The sequence below is a fragment of the Larkinella harenae genome, from assembly GCF_054780515.1.
Genome location: NZ_BAAGWE010000001.1, coordinates 279,801 through 299,998 on the forward strand (window position 1 = coordinate 279,801; position 20,198 = coordinate 299,998).

The window sequence follows — 20,198 nt, forward strand, 5'->3', positions numbered from 1 at the left end:
TCGTGGGCTCATTTAAAACCGAAGAGTAACGGAAACAAAAAGGTTACGACTGCGCTCCACACGCTGTAAATCGGCAGAAATACGTTCATGGACCTGCCCACCAGCGCGAGATCGGTTTTGCGGGTCAGTGCTCCCAGAAGCCGGATCCCGATGTACAGAAGATGAGAGAGCATCAGCAGATTGGCTCCCAACACCGCTGCCCGGTTGGGCGTTATGCCCCATTCCGCAATCCGGAACAAGACGGCGGACAGAGCGATACCGTTGACCAGTAAGGTTACTGCCGAAAGTAGAAAGAGAATGAATAGCTGAGTGCGGTTTTTTCGGCTGGGCGTGGTTTCGGCGACCGAAAAGAAAATAAGGGCCATAACACCAACGAGCAGTGCGTTGAAAAGAAGAAGGAATTCGCGGTCATGGTAAGGGTTCTTACCCGAGAAAACCGTAGCCACCAGATAGATGACCAGCATAACCAGCGCTACCGGACTAAACAGGTTGGCAATGACCGGCGAAACTTTATTGACCAGGGTGGGCTGGGTCTGGGTGAGAAAGGTTCCCACGATGGGAACAGCAGCCAGGCCGCAGATGACAACGTAGTTGAAATAGAACTTTTTGATGTCCCAACCGATCAATTCAAATAAGCCAATGGTAATGCCCGTCGTCAGCATACCCGCTAATAGCAGCAGGGCTGTCATGACCACCAATTCTCCGTTGTACCGTAGGAATCCCAGCCAGTTCGCTCCAGCTTTCAGCGTACCTCCAGCGTATGTGAATCCCAGGAGTGACCACAGCCACAAGGGTAAATGAATACAAGCCAGAATTAAGGTGTCGGTGGGTTGGCCCTGGGGAAGAGCGTTGATAAATCCAATGCTGATCAGGATGAATCCAGTTAGCCAGACTCCTGTTTTCCAGGAAATTCTATTTTTCCAGGCAAAGTAGGCCATCAAGATCGGAAAAACGATGAACCCTGTATTGCGAAGGAAAAAATGCTGTTCATCGATGGAAAGCAATTGCGGTAGCTTCGCCAGTAACGCAGCCAGCAGGGAAGCGGCTACCACAAAGATTCGCTCATCGGAGGTGCCCCAGAGCAGGGCTTCGTAGCTGTAATTCAGCCGCTGATACCAGCCTTCGGCCAGTGGGTCGCCTTTAAGTTGGGGATACAGGGCGTTGAAAGCTGTTTTGAAGGTCGGTTTGTTGTTCCGGTACAGTCTTTCAAGTTGCTGGGGATTGCCCATGTTGAGTAGGATTTCCTGATGCATAAAATTTCATGTATTAAAAGTACTTTGTTTTTCAAAGTTAATGATGTTTTTATACCGTGCAAGCGGTTTGATAGAAAAATTTTGGAAGACAGTTTTTAACAAGCAGGTGTAGAAATTAAGACTTAGACCCGGGTCAGGACACTAAGCCTGAGCGAGTTGCTGAAAAGCTGACCAAATACCGGTAGGCTGGAGCAAAATGGCCTGATCATCCATTCGCAAGGTAGCGGAATTAGCTCTGGTCAGGACGCTCAGGGCTTCTTTCAGGGTCGTATCGGGGAGCAGTTCCGGCCCGGCGGATTCAGAAGTTATCTGACTCAGGAAAGGGAGCACATCCCGGAGCGTCAATACCTGTAATTGGTAATCGAGTAATTGGTTGCCGAAAAACCGTTGAATAAAAGCATTGGAAGGGGTTAAGACTAGTTCTTTTGGGGATCCCATCTGCTGGATTTTTCCCTCATCCATCACCGCGATGCGATCGCCCAATTCCAACGCTTCCCGAATATCGTGGGTGACTAATATGACAGTTTTTTGCCGCAATTCGTCCAGGTGTTTGAATTCCTGCCGGATTTCGGCACGTGTAACGGGGTCCAGCGCACCGAAGGGTTCGTCCATGAGCAGAATGGGCGGGTGGGCGGCTAGCGCCCGGGCGAGCCCAACACGCTGTCGCTGGCCACCGCTCAACTGGTCGGGATACGCATGGAGGTATTTTTCGGGCAGTCGGAGCAGAGCCAGTAGTTCGCGGATGCGGCTTTGGATGCGGTTTTTGTCCCACTGCAACAACCGGGGCACAAGAGCGATGTTTTCACTGACGGTGTAATGTGGAAACAGGCCCGTTTCCTGAACAACGTAGCCAATGCTGCGACTCAACTCGTGGGCAACCTGCTGGCGCGTGTCAATGCCGTTGATTTCCACCGTTCCGGATGTTGGTTCGATCAGGCGATTGATCATTTTCAGAGTTGTAGTCTTGCCCGAACCGCTCGTGCCCAGCAAGACCAGCGTTTCCTGTTTGCCAACTGAAAAAGAAACATCATCAACGGCGGTATGCTGCGGATAACGCTTGGTCAGATGCCGGGCGTTGATCATCGGTTTACGGGTTATAATTTTCAGGTTCTCTCGTTTACAGTAATCAGTTTACCAGGCGAACCAGCACCGAAAACCGTCAACCTATATGGGGTTGAAGTAGACGCCAATGCCCCACCAGCGGGTTTTCTCGTTTTCGTAAACGCTGTAAGGGCGGAAGCCCGTGTAACTTTCGAGCAGGAAGGTGAGGTTGTTGGCTGTACGGCCCAGTTCCAGGCCAATTCCGGCTTTAATACCGGGCCGGAAATCGGTTTGCTGCCATACCTTCAGATCGATTCCACCGGCCAGCCGGGCAAACGCCTGGGACGGTTTTCGGTAAAAAAATCCAGCCTGGCCACTCAGGCGCTCTCGCTCTGCCGGTTTTCGCAGGCCGATCCCGATACCAATGTATTTTCGCAGTCCATTCCGTTCGTGGTTGTATGTAACGTCCACCAGCTCGTAATTGACCGGATTGGGCAGGTAATAATTGATCTGGTTCCGGAACAGGTAATCATCACCCAAGTGCGACGACAAGTGGTAGAGCCGAAACCGCCAGCTGTGGTGCCGGATTTTGACGTTGTAGAGAATACTGAGCCGGTAATCGGTGTTCATCAACTGACGGCGTTGCTTGTTCTGAACGGGATCGTGATACACTTCAAACTGCGTGAATGAAGCCACATCAAACGCAAGTTCACTGCTGCGCTCGGCGGATTTATACCAGCGCAAAATGGGTTTCCGCAGCCCAAACGAGAATGGAACAATGGAGCCGTTGTATTTTTTGCCATCCATCCAGTAACCGGGCAACACGCTGACGCTGGTTTGAGCTTCAATAGGGTCCAGTAGAATAGGCTCAAAAAGGTGGCCTTTGGGCAAAAATTCCCGACGTGGATAGGGCGTTGAAACAGGCATTGACTGGCGGATCACCAAAGTGTCGGGGATATCCTGCGCCAGCGCGCTGATGGAAAAAATGGACAGTAAGAAGGGGAGTAAAAAACGCTTCATCGTGCAATAAAACCTCCGGATAGTCGACGTTTGTGGCGCAGTTTAGCCGGTCTGAAGGTTTCATTCAGACCGGCTAAACTGCGCCAAGCGGATTGTTACCTGAAACAAAAATCAGGCATCTAAAACCGTTTGTTTCAATTCGGCGTAGTGTTTATAGAAATACGGAATGGTTTCGATTCCCTTGTAGAAATTGAACAAACCGTAGCTTTCGTTTGGCGAATGCAACGAGTCGATGTCCAGGCCAAATCCCATCAGAATGGATTTGACACCCAGTTCTTTTTCAAACAGCGCCACGATGGGAATACTGCCTCCACCCCGGGTCGGAATGGCATCTTTGCCCCAGGCTTCGCGGAAGGCCCGCCGGGCGGCTTCAAACTCAACCGAGTCTGTGGGTGTCACGTAGGGCTGACCACCGTGGTGGGGCGTCACCGTTACCGTCACCGTAGGTGGAGCAATGGCTTTGAAGTGGTTGGCAAACAATTCAGTGATTTCATCCGGGTCTTGGTTGGGAACGAGCCGCATGCTGATTTTTGCCTGGGCTTTGCTCGGCAATACGGTTTTGGCTCCTTCGCCGGTATAACCACCCCAAATCCCGTTGACGTCGAGCGTGGGCCGGATCGAAGCCCGTTCGGGTGTCGAGTAGCCTTCTTCACCGAACACCGCATTGAGGCCCAAATCCCGCTTGTATTCTTCTTCGTCGAAAGGCGCTTCGGCCAGCGCGGCCCGCTCTTCTGCGCTCAAGTCGTCTAGCTTATCGTAAAAACCGGGAATCGTGATGCGTCCCTTTTCGTCGTGCAGCGAAGCAATCATCTGACACAGAACGTTAAGTGGATTCTGCACCGCCCCGCCGTAGACGCCCGAATGCAAGTCGCGGTTGGGGCCAACAACCTGCACTTCCACGTACGATAGGCCCCGCAAACCGGCTTCAATCGACGGCACATCATTGGCAATAATGCTGGTATCCGAAATCAAAATAACGTCGCACTTTAGCTTTTCGCGGTTATCGATTACAAATTTGCCCAGGTGTTCTGAACCGGTTTCTTCTTCGCCTTCGATCATCACCTTGACGTTGCAGGGCAGGTTGTCGGTAGCCAGCATGGCTTCGAGGGCTTTCACATGCATGTAAAACTGGCCCTTATCGTCGCAGGCACCGCGGGCGTAAATGCGCTCGTTACGGATGGTGGGCTCGAAGGGTGGGGTATTCCAGAGTTCGTACGGGTCGGCGGGCTGGACATCGTAGTGACCGTAGACCAAAACCGTGGGCAACGCGTCGTCGATCAGTTTCTCGGCGTATACCACGGGGTGGCCTTCGGTTTCGCATACCTCGGCCTTGTCGAGACCGGCAGCCGCTAGCTTGTCTTTCACAAATTCGGCCGCCCGGCGCATGTCCGGTTTGAATTTTGAATCAGCACTGACGGACGGAATCCGCAGCAGGTCGAACAGCTCGTTCAAAAACCGTTCTTTATGATCAGCAAGGTACGTTGATAACATGGTTTTAGCGGTTTTTCGTCGGGTTTGACGAAGCAAGTACTACAAAAACAACGCCCCGAAGTTAATCACTTCGGGGCGTCATGCAAATCCGGGTATCTTGAAACTTATTCCTCGTCGTCTTTTCGGCGGAATTTGATCAACCGCGTACGGTTTTCTTCTCCATTCAGCAGCCGGGTAATGTTTTTCTGGTGCGTCAGAACCACAAACAGGAAAACCACCACGCCGAAAACGATCAGCAACGGGTGTTCTTTCTGCCCGAAAGCCTGCAATAAGAGCAATACCGGAAACGCCAGGGCCGCCATCATGGAGCCAAGCGAGACATATTGCGACGCAATGACAACCACCAGGAAAATACCGATGCAAACCGCAGCTACTTCCGGGTGGATGGCCAGCACCATACCCAGCAACGAGGCAACGCCCTTGCCTCCTTTGAAATCGGCCCAGATCGGAAAACAGTGGCCAATGACGGCCACCAGCCCGAAAACCAGTTTGAAGGTCAGAATTTCATGAGTGCCGATGACATCGAAATACCACAACAAGGAAGAAAGAATCGTGGCTGTGTAGCCTTTCAACACGTCAATCAGCATGACGACCGTACCAGCCCGTTTGCCCAAAACCCGAAAGGTGTTGGTGGCACCGGCATTGCCGCTTCCGTATTTACGAACGTCTAATCCAAAGAAGCCTTCACCATACCAAACCGCGGTTGGAATGGAGCCCAGCAAATAAGCCAGTAACGTTGTTGCAATAATTAATAATACGTTCATTCAAGAATCTACCGCTTCGGCGGTGCGACTTACATTGAGTAAAAAAACTACTAAATCACCCTGAAAAAAAAAGGGGCGCAGAGACTAAAAAGTAGAAATTCTTGGTGGGTTGTGGCAATTACTGAATAGCAAAGCTACACAAAAAAAGCAATTCCCATACCGTTTAATAACACACAAACAATGAAAAATATTCGTTTAATCCCAATTTATCGGTCAGAAAAATTACGCAGCTTTTACAAAAACCGCTTTCTGTCCTACTTCCAGGCGATAATTTGGATTAAAATGATAAGAGAAGTCCGCATTCGGTTAGTTTATAAAATTTGGTCGTGCTTAAAAAAAGCCAAATTTTATAAACTAACCGAAAAGTGTGTTAAGGCTCCAAATTAGGTGTTTACCGATTTTTGAGCGGTTGCTGCACCCGGCAGCGCAAAGGCCGACTGGCTATTGACTGGGTAATGAAGCGGAGTCGTCTGTGAAAACCGTTGGTTGAGTACTTTTACGAGAAGGCCGGTGGGGCTGGCGGAGCGCCCGCGGGTCGGGATTTATCTTCCGGGAGGGGCACAAATTCCTGGTTATCGTTGGGGGGTAATTCAATGCGCCCCGCCTGCCAGTCGGCCTTAGCCTGCTCGATGCGGTCCCGGCGCGACGACACGAAGTTCCACCAGATAAACCGTTCGCCCAGCGGTTCGCCCCCCAGTAGCATGAGTGTGCTGGTTTCGCGAGCCACGATAACCGGATCAATACCGGGCGTAAACACCAGCAATTGACCTGTACTGTACGACTGCCCGTTTACTTCAACCCGGCCTTTGGCCACGTAAGCGCCCCGCTCCGGATAACCAATGGGCAGACCAAAACGCGTACCGGCTTGTAACACAACATGGGCGTAAAACAGGGGAGAGTGTGTTTTGACGTCGTTTTGTAACCCAAACGCGTTTCCGGCAATGAGCCGGAGCCAGATGCCTTTGTCTGTAAAAATGGGCAACTCATTCGGTTGGTAATTGTCGAATGAGGGGGCGTCTTCCTCGGCCGACTCGGGCAGAGCTACCCAGGTCTGAATCATTTCCAGCGAACCGCCCGCCAGCATGGCGGGATCTTCGAACCGTTCGGAATGGGCAATGCCGCGCCCGGCAGTCATCCAGTTGACTTCGCCCGGTCGGATGACTTGCTGCACGCCCAGACTATCACGATGCGTGACCTGCCCATCAAATAAGTAACTGACCGTCGATAAACCAATGTGCGGATGAGGAAGCACATCCATCGACGGGGCTTGTTCGGGCGAAAAGCTCACCGGGCCGCCGTGATCCATGAAAATAAAGGGCCCCAGCATGCGTCGTAAGCGGTAAGGCAGAATTCGGCGAACGTGAAAACCGTTGCCGAGGGAAGCGGAGCGGGCGTCGATGATCTGATCCAGCATAGGGCGGTGTAGAGTTACTTGGTCCGGCAACTAAGATAAGCAAAGCGGGTTGAAAACCGTTGTCTGGGAGACAACTTCTAGCTACTCCCGGATATCGAGGTTGTATTTTGTCAACAGGCCCGGAAGGCTGTGCAGTGAAAACTTGGCCTTCTTGATCTGATTCATTTCGGGGTCTAATTCCAGGTTGTAGGAGCTGGAGAAATCGGCCTGCGTCAGCGTATTGCCTTCAAAGCGGGCGGAATCCAGGTTGCAAAGCTTGAACAAGGCTCCGGCCAGATCGCACTGCAAAAAGTGCGCTTCTTTCAGCGAACATTCAAGGAAACGTGCTTTTTTCAGTTTGCGGTTAAGAAAAACCGTATGATCCAGCTGGCATTCCTGAAAGTCGACGTGGAAGCCAAACGGATTGCAAGGCGTGAAATCCACGTAAGTTAGTTTGCATTTGACAAAGGTGGTATCAAGCAGCTTCGTATTTTTAAGCAGAACTTTTGTTAAGTTACACTCTTCGAAACGGCAGTTGATAAAGTTCGCGCTCAGCAGCGGCAACCCGGATAGGTCCATTTTTTTGAACGTACATTGTTCAAAAGTTTGATCCATCCACGCAAGTTCTGTCTGGTCTGGTTGCGTAAAAACCTGATTGTAGTATTCCATAATAGTAGCCGATGTTGCGGCTTTTCGTATCCCTTGAAACCACGAACTAACGCATTTTTGAACCCGTTTGCCAGAATTTTAGCCCAAAAAATCAGGAGAATTGCAGCCGGTTTTTCGGTAACCGGATGAGCCACAGCGACTAGGTCGTCATTCGGTTTCGGAGGATTTCGCGCGGCTGGATGGGACTACTGATCAGCTTATTATAACACCCAAACCTATAGTTTATACCATCCATCTAACCTGTCTTATGTTTACAACCAAGCGCGTTCCGTTGACCATCATTTTCCCGTTTACCTGGCGGGCTATTCTTCTCTTTTTAGCGTATTCCGTCCTGATTTGTACGTTGTACGTGATCATGGATTGGAAATTTCTGGCGATTCCGTTTGTGCCCGTTGCGACTATCGGCACGGCGGTGGCCTTTTACGTAGGGTTTAAAAACAATTCATCCTACGACCGGCTCTGGGAAGCACGCCGAATCTGGGGCAGTATTACCAATGCCAGTCGTTCGTGGGGCATTATGGTCCTGGATTATCTTTCGTCCCAGCGTGGGGCCAGCCAACTGTCCGGTAGTGAGTTGAAGCAGATTCAGAAAACCTTGTTTTACCGGCATCTGGCGTACATTACCGCCTTGCGGGTGCAACTTCGGCAAAAACCGGTGTGGGTGCTGCACCATGATCCGGCGCACGAAGTGATTGAGCGGATTCAGGAGTTCCGGCAGTGTAGTCTGGACAAGGAGTTGAGCCGTTTTTTGCCACTCGAGGAAATTGAAAGTTTGCTTCGTCACCCGAATCCGGCTACGTTTCTGATGCGGCAGCAGTCCGCCCAACTCCGTGAGTTGCACGAAAACGGTGTCCTCACCGATTTTCACCACGTCGACCTGGAACGGATGCTGGTGGAGTTTTATAACCAGCAGGGCGCCTGCGAGCGCATCAAAAGCTTTCCGTTTCCGCGGCAGTACGCTTTTTTTAGTTATGTGTTCACCTGGTTGTTCATTTTTGTACTGCCTTACGGCTTGCTTTCCGAGATGGCCAAAGTCGGGGGTTGGCACATCTGGCTCACCATTCCGTTTTATACCGTTATTGCCTGGATTTTTAATACCATGGAGATTGTCGGCGATACGAGCGAAAATCCGTTTGAAAACAGCATCAACGACGTGCCGATGACGGCCATTTGCCGCAATATCGAAATCGATCTGCGTGATATGCTGGGCGAAACCGAGCTACCCCAACGGGTTCAGGCTGTCAATAACATTTTGATGTAGCGAGCAGAGGCTGCAACTAAAAAGCCCGCACACGATCGTGTGCGGGCTTTTTAAAACAAACGGTTTTATTATTTCTCCATCGGATGCTCCTTCAGCAACTGATCCGGCGCGTAAAAATCCTTTTTACTGGCCGTTGCCGACCGGACTTTCTTCACCTGCTCTGGGGTAATGGCCGACGCCTGATTACCGAATGAATTCCGAACGTAGGTCAGAACAGCCGCGATTTCGTCGTCTTTCAGCAAACCGCCAAACGGTGTCATCGGAACCTGGCCGGGGTAATTCTTTCCAGCCACTTCGATGGGCCCCAGCAGGCCGTTCAAAGCAATTTTGATCAATCGTTCTTCATTGCCGGTGACCCATTTGGTTCCGTTCAACGGCGGAAAACCGGATGCGGCCAGTCCTTTTCCGTCGGCCTGGTGGCAGGTTACGCAGTAGCCTTCTTTGCCGTAGATTTCTTTCCCGGCGTTAAAGAGTGCCAGTTCGGTCCCTTTCAAACCCGACGAAACTACCTTTTCCTTAACCGGTTTCACATTTTCACCTTTCAGGTGGGCGACGGCGGTCGTATGGGCGTGAATCATCCAGTCATCCAACGGTTTTTTAGCGGCTTCTGCCAGAATGGGCAAGCCTTTTTCCGGACCGATCCAGGACGCAGCCACGATGGCATCCAGCCGCACCCGGCTGTTATCATCTTTCACGGCCTGCATCAGTAAATCAGCCTGGTCTTTCACCTGATGACCGGTGTAGCGCAATACCTGAACGGCAGCCGCCCGGGCGTGGTAATCGTTGGCATTGAGCAGTTGCCGCAGCAGTTTCTGATCGACTTTGTCCATGCCCCAGCTGACCCACAGGGCTTCCAGAACGTGGTGTTCGTAACGCGGATCTTTTTTGTCGAGTTTGTTCACCCAGGTCGTCAGTTTCGACAAGACCTGATTGACATCCCGACCGCGTAGCTCGCGCCGGGTGCGGTAGCGGGTTCGATATTCGGGCAATTTCAGGTTGTCGAGCAGTTCTTCGATGGTGGCACCGTCCACTTTCGCTGGTTTCACCAGTGGGCGCGACGGATACGTAATCCGGTAAACCCGGCCGTGGGAGTGATCGCGCAGCGGGTCGCGGGCGTTGTGCTGCATGTGCCCGATCAGGATGTTGTGCCAGTCGATGACGTACAGCGAGCCGTCTGGGGCAAATTCCATATCGACGGGCCGGAAATTGCGGTCTTCGCTCACCACCAGGTCCATGCGGTGTTTGCTTTTGTAACCGGTTCCGTCGTCCACCAGGGAGTGTTCTTTTGTTCCCAGAAAACCAATGGTGTTGTTGATCAGCAGATCGCCCTGCAACTCGTCGGGGAAATGGCGGCTCGACACAAACTCCAGACCGGAGGTGGGCCGTACACGGTGGGCATCTTCAATCAGTTGAACCGATTTGTGCGTCGCCTGACCGTAGCGTGGCAATACCGAACCGGGCATCATCCAGCGCACGTCGGGGCTGGACGTCTCGGCAAAAAACGGCTGGCCCCAGTCGTCGAAGGCAATCCCCCAGGGGTTCGGAATGGAAAGCTGGGCGGTCCGTTCCAGTTTTTTGAGCTGGGGCGCGTATCGGTAAAAACCGCCGTTGGTGGCCCGCACCGGTCCGTACGAAGTCTCGACGTTCGTGTGCAGAAACACACCTTCGCCCGAGTAAATAGCTCCGGACGGATCGACGGTAAACGCGTGGCTATTGTGGTGGGTATCGTGATCGTCGAAACCGCTCAGCAGAATTTCTACCTTGTCGGCTTTTCCGTCGCCGTTCGTATCCGTAAACAGTTTCAAGTTGGTACCCTGCGAGACATACACGCCTTCTTTGGCAATTTCAAAGCCGAGGGGCAGGTGTAAACCGTCTGCAAAAACCGTTTCCTTATCGGCTTTGTTGTCGCCATCCGTATCTTCCAGAATGATGATTTTATCGTTCGGCTTTGCATCGCCGGGTTTGTAGTGCGGATAGCTCGGCATACAGGCCACCCAGAGCCGCCCTTTGTTGTCGAACGACATCTGCATTGGTTTCGCCAGGTTCGGAAATTCCTGCTCTGAAGCAAACAGTTCGATCTTGTAGCCGGTCGGCGTTTTCAGTTTGGCCAGTGCGTCATTGCCATACAAATAGGTCAGACTGCCGTTTTTCTCCGGGTTAAAGTTGGTTTTGACCGGCGGCAGGGGCGACGTTTTTTTATCGGCTGCGGCCAGGTCCATTTTCTGCCCTTTCGAAGCCGCCAGCCAGACGGCCTGATCGCGGATGTCGGTCATCTCCCGGATTTTCTGAATTTCGGCGGGGTAGTTGTCCGGTCCAAACGGATTGTAGCGCCGACCGTAGACGTGAACGCCGTTCGGAATTTTAAAGTCGTTGTGCCACATCCAGTTTTTCTCCGCAACAGCATCGTGGATCAGTTTCCGATTGGCTTCGGCTTTAGCGGCTGCTTTCCCAAAAACCTGATCGACCAGCAGCAGGCCCAGTTTTTTGTACCCTTCCTCGTTCAGTTGCGAACCGTCGATGGTTAGGTCTTCTTTCGTGCTGGCGTACCACTGCTGCGAAGGCGTGAAGGCATCAACAAAGAGTACCTTATTGCGGTCGGCTACTTCCTTCATGGCTTTGGTATACATCGCCAGGTTTTCGTTCTCTTTTTTGCCGTTGGGCAGATCGAATTTGGCCGACAAATCTTCAAAGGCAATGGGCGAAACGAGGGCCAGTTGCGGAGCCGCCGTGCCGTTGTATTTCTGACTCAGCGTCCACTTGATAAAGGCATCCAGTTCGGCTTTGTAATTTTCCAGCCCGGCTTTGCCCTGAAACGATTCGTTGTAACCGAAGAAGGCCACGATTACGTCGGTTTTCAGGCGGGTCAGCCACTGGTCCGGCGTTTCGAAATGGCCTTCGCTCTGGGACGGATTGGCGTATTCGGTCTGGAATTTTTCGGCGCCCGGAAACGCCCAGGGATCGTTGCGGCTGGCGTGGGGCCGAAAGCCGGGCGTGTCGCCCCCGTCGCACATGTTGCGAATGTAGAGTGAGTTTTCCGGGTAACGGACATGCAGTTCGGTTTCAAAATTATCGTAATTCATCATCCTCGACCCCAGGTTGTTGCCGAGCAGAACGATGCGCGAACCGTTTTGCAGGCGTAGGGTGGGAGGACCGGTTTGGAAGGCGCTGAAGGCAAGCAACACCAAGCCAAACACGACGAGCAATCCAATTAGACTTTTTTTCCGGGGCTTAGACATTTTTATAACGGGTCATGGGTATATCAGGAATTTCAAAGGTGGGTATCCGACCTGGCTCCTTCACGATTTTACGATGCCCCGGTAAGGCACATTAATGGCTATTTTACCTTTCCATCGTTTCGGAACAGGCTTGCCCAGCAACCAATGGATGGCATTGATGGTCAGGCGCTGAAGACTCTCGCCCTGGAAGTCTTCGGGATGGCCCAGTGTAGTAAAGAACACCTTGGCATTGGCCTTATTGGTCCAGGTCCAGGCTACCGGATTATCAATGGCCGGTTTGTCAGGATTGACCGATTTTCCCATCAGCAGCAGCGTCGCATCCTTCGGAGGATACTCGGGCCGGACCCGGTAGAGCCACGAAGCGGCATGGAACGACGGAGCTACCCCCGTCAGAATGGGGTGTTTGGCCGCTTCTGGAATCACTGTGACATCGGTTGTACTCTCGTGCCCGTAGTGGGTATGGCCCGCTTTTCCCCAACCGGGAGGGGTGCCAAAAGCTCGTTCGCCAAAGGCATTCCAGACTTCAGAAGTATCGCCTTTGGGGAAATTAAACGCGTGGGTGGTGGTTCGAAACCCCATCACGGGTTTGCCCGAATTAAGGTATTCGTCAATGTAACGCAGTTGATCGGGGGGCAACTGGCGCCACCGCAGAAAAAAAACCGCCAGATCGGCTTCCCGGAGCGCTTCCAGACCGGGAATGTTTTTTTCGGCGTTCTGGTCTGGTGCCGCTTTGAGCACGCGGGTTCGCATGCCGTAGTTTTTTTCCAACTCGGCGGCAATGAGCGGCAGTGTCAGCTCTCCGCTGTATTCGTGGTCGCCCGTCACAAAAACGATGTACGGTTTATCGGCTTTGGCAGAAATGGATTTCAGGCTGTCGGCAAGGGCTTCGTTTTCGGGCAGACTCAGCAAGCCAGCAAGGCCCAGCAAACCGGAAGTCTGGTGTAAGAAAGCTCTGCGTTTGGTTTTCATGTAATAAATAGTTTGGGGTATCGGAGAAACTCTTTATGATAAGTCGAATCGTTGCCGAATATACCCATAAAAGTGGTGGTAAGTAGTTTTTCAGTTTCTAGTTTTTGGTTTTGAAAGCAACTCCCTCGCGGAACCGTTCCCAAAACCGCCAACCAGAAACTGAAAACTAACACGAACAATCAATACCCCGGATTTTGCACCAGCTTGCTGTTGTTCCGGATTTCGGCTGTCGGAATCGGGAAAAGGAGCTCACGTTCTTTCAGCACTGGCCCATACGAGAATTTATGGCCGACGTAATTGTCGAACGATTTTGTGGTAACGTTGAAAGCTTTCCGCAACCGCGCCATATCAAACCAGGTAATATTTTCGAAGCTCAGTTCGTACCAGCGTTCCTTCCAGACGGCCTCCCGCAGCTGCTCTTTGGTCAGCCCGGAGAGGTTGGGCAGGTTGGCACGCCGACGGATTTTGTTGACGGCTTCGTAAGCTTCCGGTGTGGGACCACTCACTTCGTTCTGCGCTTCGGCATACGTCAGCAACACTTCCGCAAACCGCATCAGGGGCCAGTTCAGGTCGCTGCTGGTGGTGGTGAGGTGGGCGGCTGTGTCGAAATGTTTGTAAATGTAATATCCTCCCAAATCGACGGTGCGGGACCGGTTATCACTCAGGGTGTAGGTGCGGTAATAAAACTGTTTTTCCTCCGCTCGTTTATCCCCTTTGGCGTAGGATTCCACGAATTCCTTATTGGCAAAAACGGCCCCGGTTTCATCCGAATACGCCGAAATACCCTGGTTGTACGGAATGATGGAGGTTTGCCAGCCCGACGGTTGAATGTTGGCGGCAAACTGCACCATAAAGATGTTCTCGCCGGTATTTTTCTTCGATGGGTCGTGTAGATCGTCGTACGACGTAAACAGGCTATATTGATTGGAGGTGATCACCTCGTTAGCTTTGTCGGCGGCTTTTTTGTAATACTCCGCGCCTTTTTGCAGGGGATATCCGGCCATGGTCAGGTATACGCCCGCCAGGAGTGATTTCACTGCGCCGAGCGACACCCGGCCGCTTTTGTCCAGATACGGCAAACCGGCCGCTTCAGCCTCGACCAGATCCGCAACGATTTGGGTGTAAATGGCTTCTACGGTGGCCGCTTCGGGAATCAATTGTTCGGAGGTCAAGCCGATGGGCTCCGTAACCAGGGGCACTTTACCAAAAATTCGCACCAGGTTGTAATAATACCAGGCCCGCAGAAACCGCGCTTCGCCGAGGGCTTTCTTTTTGGCGGTTTCGTCCATCGCAATTTTGGGGATATTGGCAATGGCCAGATTGGCGTTCCCAATGCCTTTGTAACTACTCGCCCAATATATCCGACCATATTCATTGTCGGACGTATTGTTGAGGTTTCGCACAAAAAGGCTGTTGACGGCCTGCCCCAGTTCGGTATTGGCCAGGCCGGTCGCAAATTCCAGCATCATCCACGGAGCGCCGTTGAAACCGCCCCCGGTTGTCGTCTTCAGCGCGTCATAAATGGAGTTGACGGCGCTGGTAGCGTGTTCGGGTTTGGTGAAGTAGTTTTCAACCGTGAAGTTGGAAGGGTCGGTTTCGTCCAGGAAGTCCGAACACCCGGCTCCGCTTAGCAGCAGTACGGAGAAGAGCATCCATTGGCCGACGGTTTTTATGTTGAGTTTCATCGTAAAAAGCGTTTTGAAAGATTAAAGACCAATGTTCAGACCGACCATAAAGACGCGGGGCTTCGGGTAATCGTACAGCGCAACGCCCTGATCGAAGGCGTTTCCGGTCGTCGAAACTTCTGGGTCGTAGCCGGTGTATTTGGTGCTCAGGAAGAAGTTTTGCACCGATGCGTAGGCCCGCAACCGATTCAGTTTCAACTTTTCGACTGTTCTCGACGGGAAGGTGTAGGCCAGCAGCAGGTTGCGGCCCCGCAAGAACGAACCGTCTTTGACGCGGTGGGTATCTTCGTTGGTGTTGTAACCGGCGGATACCGGACGCAGCTGCGCGAGGGGTGTATTCTGGTTTTCGGGCGTCCAGGCATTCAATACGGTTTTGAAACTGTTGGCAATGCCGGTGCGGTCTTCGGCAGAGTGTTCGCTGCGGTACAGCACATCATTGCCGGTCATGAATTGCAGATCAACGGTCAGGTCGAAGTTCTTGTACTTGAACGTGTTCAGGAACGTACCGAAGGCATCAGGAATCCCTTTTCCGATGATCACCCGGTCGTTGTTGTTGATGATACCGTCCTGATTCACGTCCTGGTATTTGACATCACCCGGTTTTTTCAGGTATTTGGCGGCTTCCGATTCCTCGGATGTGCTCCAGGTGCCCTGATGCACGAAGCCGAAAAAGGAGCCTACCGGTTGGCCCTCGCGCACGACCGTCGAGCCGATAAAAATGTCGGAGCCGCCCGTCAGCGCAATCACCTTGTTTTTGTTGAACGACACATTGAAGATCGTATTCCAGGAAAAGTCACCGGCATTGACATTGACGCTGTTCAGGGCAATTTCAATCCCTTTGTTTTCCATGCTGCCGACGTTTTTAGAAACCGTTTCGTAGCCGCTGCTATACGGTACGGGAGCGCTCAGGAGCATGTCGGTGGTCAGTTTTCGGTACAGGTCAACTTCAATGGAAACCCGGTTCTGGAACAGGCCTAGCTCCAGTCCGGCGTCGACCTGGTGGGTTTTTTCCCAGCGTAGATCCGGATTGGCCAACCGGCCCGTTCCGATTCCGGTGGCGCGTGCCCCGCCAAAAATAACCGAGTAATTGCTCATGCCCGCCAGCGCCTGATACGCCGTAATTTCAGAGTTTCCGGTGACGCCGTAGCTGGTCCGGAGTTTTAGGTTGGATATAGCCGGAATGTCTTTCATGAAATCTTCTTCCGTCAGGCGCCAGGCCAGGGCTGCCGACGGGAAGAACGCATAGCGGTTGGATGAGCCGAATTTGGAAGAACCGTCGATCCGGCCCGTCAGCGTCAGCAGGTATTTGTCTTTTAACCCGTAGTTAAACCGGCCAAAATACGAGTTCAGACCGTAGGCGACGGCCGATGATGTAGGCGCCTGGGGGTTGGAGCCGGCTCCGAGGTTGTTGAACAGGAAGTAATCGTCCTGGAAGTTCTGCGTAGAAGCTGCTGCCGTAAACCGGTCGACGTGCTGCCACGCCAACCCGAGCAATCCCGTGAACGAATGAATGTTTTTGAATTGGCGGTTGTACGTCAGGTAGTTTTCAAATTGCCAGGAATTATGACGTTCGTTGGTGACCGTGGCAATTCCGTTCTGGTTGCGGGAAATGTAATTCAACGTCCGGCCGCTGTACAGATCAATGCGTTGGTTGATGATGTTGGCCCCGACGGTGGTGCGCAATTCCAACCCTTTTGCCAAATTGATGTTGGCGTAAACATTGCCCAGCATGGTTTGGGTTTTGATGTAGTTCAGCCGTTCTTTCAGGATGTTGATTGGGTTGCCGCCCCCTTCCATGCCCGGATAATCTTCGTTGCCGCCCCAGCGACCGTCGGGGTATTTTACCGGAATGATGGGCAGCGCTTCCAGCACCTGACGCATGGCAATGATACCGCCCCCGCCCAGCGGATCAATCTGGTTTTCGTTTTGATCATTATAACTCAGGCTACCGCCCACTTTGAGCCAGCTTTTGATCTGGCTGTCGAACACAAACCGGGCGGCATAGCGTTTCAGCCACGATTCTTTCACCAGACCGTTTTCGTTCCGGTAGCCCAGGTACACGCCGTAGCTATCTTTGCCATTGCCACCCGCAAAGGAAAGCTGGTGGTTTTGCGTCAAGGCTTTCTGAAAGGCTTCGTCCTGCCAGTCGGTATCGTACAGCGGATTCCCGCTCGAATCGAACAGCAGCGGATTGGTGCGTTTGGTTTTGGGGTCGCGGTATTTGCCCCCGGCCCAGCCTACCGGGTCGTATTTCTGCGCGTTCTGGTAGGCAATGTCTTCCACCTGCAAAAACTCCCGCGCGTTCAGCAACTCCAGCTTGCGGGGCAACACACCGATACTAAAGTCAGTATCGTACGTAACCCGTCCACCGGTTTGACTGCCGCGTTTGGTCGTCACCAGAATGACACCGTTGGCACCCCGTGCGCCGTAAATGGCCGTAGCCGAGGCATCTTTCAGGACCTCAATACTCGCAATGTCGTTCGGGTTGATGTAATCGATGGGTGTACTGCCGTTGGTCAGACCGCTGGCGTTCAGAATGACGCCGTCGATCACGTACAGCGGGTTGTTGGCTACGCTGACCGAGGTGTTTCCGCGAATACGGATATTGGCCCGCCCACCCGGACGCCCGGAGTTGACCGAAACGTTGACCCCGGTAATCCGGCCCGAAAGCCCCTGGTTCAGGGAGGCTGCGGGGCGTTCCTGGAGGGCTTCGGCCTTGACTGTTCCGACGGCACCCGTGAGGTCGGATTTGCGTTGGACTCCGTAACCGACCACCACCACTTCGTTGAGCGTTTTCTGGTCGGGCTGAAGTTGTACATCCATAGTGGTGCGGTTGCCGATGGCGACTTCCTGATTCAAATAACCGACAAAGGAGAAAACCAGCGTTGTGGCATTGTCCGGCGCGTTGATTCGGAATTTCCCCTCCCCATCCGTTGACGTTCCCCGCGTTGTATTCTTCACCACCACACTGACTCCGGGTAGAGCTTCGCCGGTTTCGCTTCGGACCGTGCCGCTGATGGTTTTGTCTACGGCCACAGGCTCCGTTTGGGCGCTGGCAAAAGCTTCCGGGATTTTATCGGTGGCTAGAGCGGGCGTTTGCAAACCGGTCTCGGGTTCCCGCAAAATGGCATCGATGCCGACCATCTTCTTTGTTTTGCGGTCGCTGATGATGAGGTAGGAGCTGGCATTTACTTTTTTGTAGCGAAACCCCAGCGGACGTAGTAGAGTCGTCAGATTTTTTTCGAGACTCTCACTCGGGTTGACGGTTGTGGTCGCGACCGAAACGCCCTCGACGGCATTCAATTCGAACAGGATATCGACGCGGTAGCGGGATTTCAGGTCGGAGAGCACATCTTTAAGTTGGCGGGTGGCTCCGTTGAAAAGTTTTCGATTTCGTTGCTGCACGTTGCTGGCCAGCAGGCCGGATTGGGCCCAGCCCGGCTCAATGTTCAGCAACAGGAGGGTGAGCAGAAGTCCCGTTCGGGAGACTTTCCGGATAGAGTTGGTCATAGAAGTAAGGAAAAGAATATACGTGTGAGATGGTTAGTTGCTGGTTAATTGCACCCGTTTGCCCTGCCGCACAACGCTGATGTCGAGCAGTTCGGAAATGGATTGCAGCAGTTGATCGACGTTGTCGGCCCGGAATGAACCCATCAGCATCCGGCTTGCGAGCGCCGAATCCTTGATGCTGACCTGCAAACCGTAATTTTCTTCCAGCAGGTAAGCCACTTCCTGAAGCGGGGTTTCTTCGAACACAAACCGCCGTTGGTTCCAGGTTGGATGAAGTTGCTGGGGCCGTACTTTTTTCAGGGCAATCTGGTTTTGCTGGTTGAAGGTTACCAGCTCGCCGGGCTTCATGGTCATCTGTTTTTGCGCGCTGCCCTGCTGGTACTGAAGCCGCACCTGTCCTTTGTTGAGTGCAACGCGGGCGCCCCGTTTACGGGCAAAAACCGTGAACTCCGTACCCAGCACCACCACCTCAAAATTCTTTTGGGTCTTGACCACAAATTTTTGGTGGCCGGGCAGGTGTTTCACCGAAAAGTTGGCTTCCCCGGTCAGTAAGACTTCGCGGGTTCGATTGCCAAACCCCCAGCGGGGAATCTGAAGGCTCGAATTGGCGTTCAACAAAACCGTACTGCCGTCGGATAAGTGCAGGGAACGGGTTTCGCCAAAAGCGGTTTCGTGAGTAGTATACAATAATTGTTTTTGGAAAAGTAATACGCTCAGAGCCAGCAGGAAAAGAATCGAAGCGGCAACTAACCACCGATTGCGGTTCCAGCGATTCGGTTGAAAAGGTGCCTGATCGTACTCGGGTTCTGCCTCCGTATGCGGATGCTGGGTCAGGAAAGCGGAATACTGCTGATAAGCTGCGTCGGTCCGGGCGTGGTATTGCGGATGGTTCGTTTCCCATTCTTCCAGCCATTCGTAGTATTGCTCTTCGTTTTTTTCGTCCCGCAGCCACTGGGCAATCAATTCCCGTTGCAGGGGCGAAGCGGTTCGGGCGAAGTAGCTAAAAATCAAGTTTTTGTTGACTTCAGATTCCATATTTCATCATATCAATTAAGGCAAGGGGACAAATTGAAAAGCGGCACGGCTGACCGGAGGGGCACCGAAGCAACTAGAGCAGCAATACATTTCCGAGAGCGGGCAGGAGCATGAGCCAGTGATCTTTGAGGCCTTTTCGGACAATGCTCAGGGCTTTGACGATGTGGACTTCGACGGTTTTGATGGAAAGGCCCAGCTCGGTAGCAATATCCTGGTACTTCTTGCCCTCGAATCGACTCAATAAGAATACTTTGCGGCATTGCGGGGGCAATGACTCCACCAGGCTTTCCAACTGATGCGCCACTTCCTCAAATTGGAGAATCTGGTCAGGGCGCTGGCTCAGGGCACCTTCCCGAACCTCGGCGGTTTCAAGGTCGTCCAGTTTCTGAAATTCCAGGCGCAGGTAATTGTAGGCTTCGTTACGAACGCTCCGGAAGAGGTAATACCGGTACGATGAGGTGATAGTGGCGTAGGCCCGGTTTTTCCAGAATTTACAGAACACTTCGCTCACCAGATCTTCGGCGGTTTCCCGGGAATAAACATAGCGCACGGCATGGCTACAAAGGGCCTGGTGATACCGACGGAACAGCAGTTCGCAACCCTTCTGCGGGCTTTCCTCGAACGTTCGCCGGATGAACAACTCTGAATCGTTATGCAACGGCTTTTCGTCCGACGGCTCATTTTCCGGGTTGGGTTGACCCGATTGCGAAGACGGTACCGGAAGTGGCTGACTTGGGAAATCGATTCGTGGGCGAGCGTGCATAGTCTTGGCTTAAATCTAAATTATCCCTTTAAAAGTCAATACTCTATTTTGAAAGACAACTTTTAGCCAAAACCACCTTAGTTGTTTTTAAAAAAATCTGAAAAAAGT

General features: G+C 52.6%; 14 protein-coding genes. 1 reads left to right on the forward strand and 13 read right to left on the reverse strand.

The genetic code is table 11. From position 1 onward, the window contains the following. Nucleotides 1-8 precede the first annotated feature (8 nt). The 7 genes from ACYVH9_RS01155 to ACYVH9_RS01185 form a co-directional block, all read right to left on the reverse strand. Nucleotides 9-1,253: a hypothetical protein gene (locus tag ACYVH9_RS01155; RefSeq protein ID WP_460634451.1), complete on the reverse strand. Its 1,245-nt coding sequence runs from the start codon at nucleotides 1,251-1,253 to the stop codon at nucleotides 9-11. A 141-nt stretch (nucleotides 1,254-1,394) separates the two neighbouring features. After that, nucleotides 1,395-2,336 (reverse strand): ABC transporter ATP-binding protein, encoded by a 942-nt coding sequence (locus tag ACYVH9_RS01160; RefSeq protein WP_460634452.1) that lies wholly within the window; start codon nucleotides 2,334-2,336, stop codon nucleotides 1,395-1,397. 81 nt (nucleotides 2,337-2,417) lie between these two features. Then, complete coding sequence (locus ACYVH9_RS01165) at nucleotides 2,418-3,314, reverse strand: DUF1207 domain-containing protein (RefSeq protein WP_460634453.1); 897 nt, start codon at nucleotides 3,312-3,314, stop codon at nucleotides 2,418-2,420. A 111-nt stretch (nucleotides 3,315-3,425) separates the two neighbouring features. Beyond that, the gene (locus tag ACYVH9_RS01170) at nucleotides 3,426-4,805 is read right to left on the reverse strand and encodes a dipeptidase (RefSeq protein WP_460634454.1); all 1,380 of its coding nucleotides are present in this window, start codon (nucleotides 4,803-4,805) and stop codon (nucleotides 3,426-3,428) included. Between the two features lie 104 nt (nucleotides 4,806-4,909). Beyond that, the gene (plsY, locus tag ACYVH9_RS01175; protein WP_460634455.1) at nucleotides 4,910-5,569 is read right to left on the reverse strand and encodes a glycerol-3-phosphate 1-O-acyltransferase PlsY; all 660 of its coding nucleotides are present in this window, start codon (nucleotides 5,567-5,569) and stop codon (nucleotides 4,910-4,912) included. 496 nt (nucleotides 5,570-6,065) lie between these two features. Further along, nucleotides 6,066-6,983 (reverse strand): pirin family protein, encoded by a 918-nt coding sequence (locus tag ACYVH9_RS01180; RefSeq protein WP_460634456.1) that lies wholly within the window; start codon nucleotides 6,981-6,983, stop codon nucleotides 6,066-6,068. Nucleotides 6,984-7,064: 81 nt separating this feature from the next. After that, nucleotides 7,065-7,631 (reverse strand): pentapeptide repeat-containing protein, encoded by a 567-nt coding sequence (locus ACYVH9_RS01185; RefSeq protein ID WP_460634457.1) that lies wholly within the window; start codon nucleotides 7,629-7,631, stop codon nucleotides 7,065-7,067. Nucleotides 7,632-7,878: 247 nt separating this feature from the next. On the opposite strand from ACYVH9_RS01185, the gene ACYVH9_RS01190 reads away from it, so the two are divergent. Further along, the gene (locus ACYVH9_RS01190) at nucleotides 7,879-8,892 is read left to right on the forward strand and encodes a bestrophin family protein (RefSeq protein WP_460634458.1); all 1,014 of its coding nucleotides are present in this window, start codon (nucleotides 7,879-7,881) and stop codon (nucleotides 8,890-8,892) included. Between the two features lie 68 nt (nucleotides 8,893-8,960). On the opposite strand, the gene ACYVH9_RS01195 is transcribed toward ACYVH9_RS01190, so the two are convergent. From ACYVH9_RS01195 to ACYVH9_RS01220, 6 genes are all read right to left on the reverse strand, one after another. Then, complete coding sequence (locus ACYVH9_RS01195) at nucleotides 8,961-12,128, reverse strand: PVC-type heme-binding CxxCH protein (protein ID WP_460634459.1); 3,168 nt, start codon at nucleotides 12,126-12,128, stop codon at nucleotides 8,961-8,963. Between the two features lie 60 nt (nucleotides 12,129-12,188). Continuing rightward, entirely contained in the window at nucleotides 12,189-13,097 is a 909-nt protein-coding gene (locus ACYVH9_RS01200; protein WP_460634460.1) for a ThuA domain-containing protein, read from the reverse strand. 179 nt (nucleotides 13,098-13,276) lie between these two features. Then, nucleotides 13,277-14,782, reverse strand: a complete 1,506-nt coding sequence (locus tag ACYVH9_RS01205; RefSeq protein ID WP_460634461.1) for a RagB/SusD family nutrient uptake outer membrane protein — start codon at nucleotides 14,780-14,782, stop codon at nucleotides 13,277-13,279. A gap of 21 nt (nucleotides 14,783-14,803) precedes the next feature. After that, nucleotides 14,804-18,292, reverse strand: coding sequence for a SusC/RagA family TonB-linked outer membrane protein (locus ACYVH9_RS01210; protein ID WP_460634462.1), 3,489 nt, complete (start codon nucleotides 18,290-18,292; stop codon nucleotides 14,804-14,806). Nucleotides 18,293-18,325: 33 nt separating this feature from the next. Next, a complete protein-coding gene (locus ACYVH9_RS01215; protein WP_460634463.1) occupies nucleotides 18,326-19,327 on the reverse strand; it encodes a FecR family protein in 1,002 nt (333 codons plus the stop codon). 73 nt (nucleotides 19,328-19,400) lie between these two features. Continuing rightward, entirely contained in the window at nucleotides 19,401-20,090 is a 690-nt protein-coding gene (locus ACYVH9_RS01220) for an RNA polymerase sigma-70 factor (protein WP_460634464.1), read from the reverse strand. Nucleotides 20,091-20,198 lie beyond the last annotated feature (108 nt).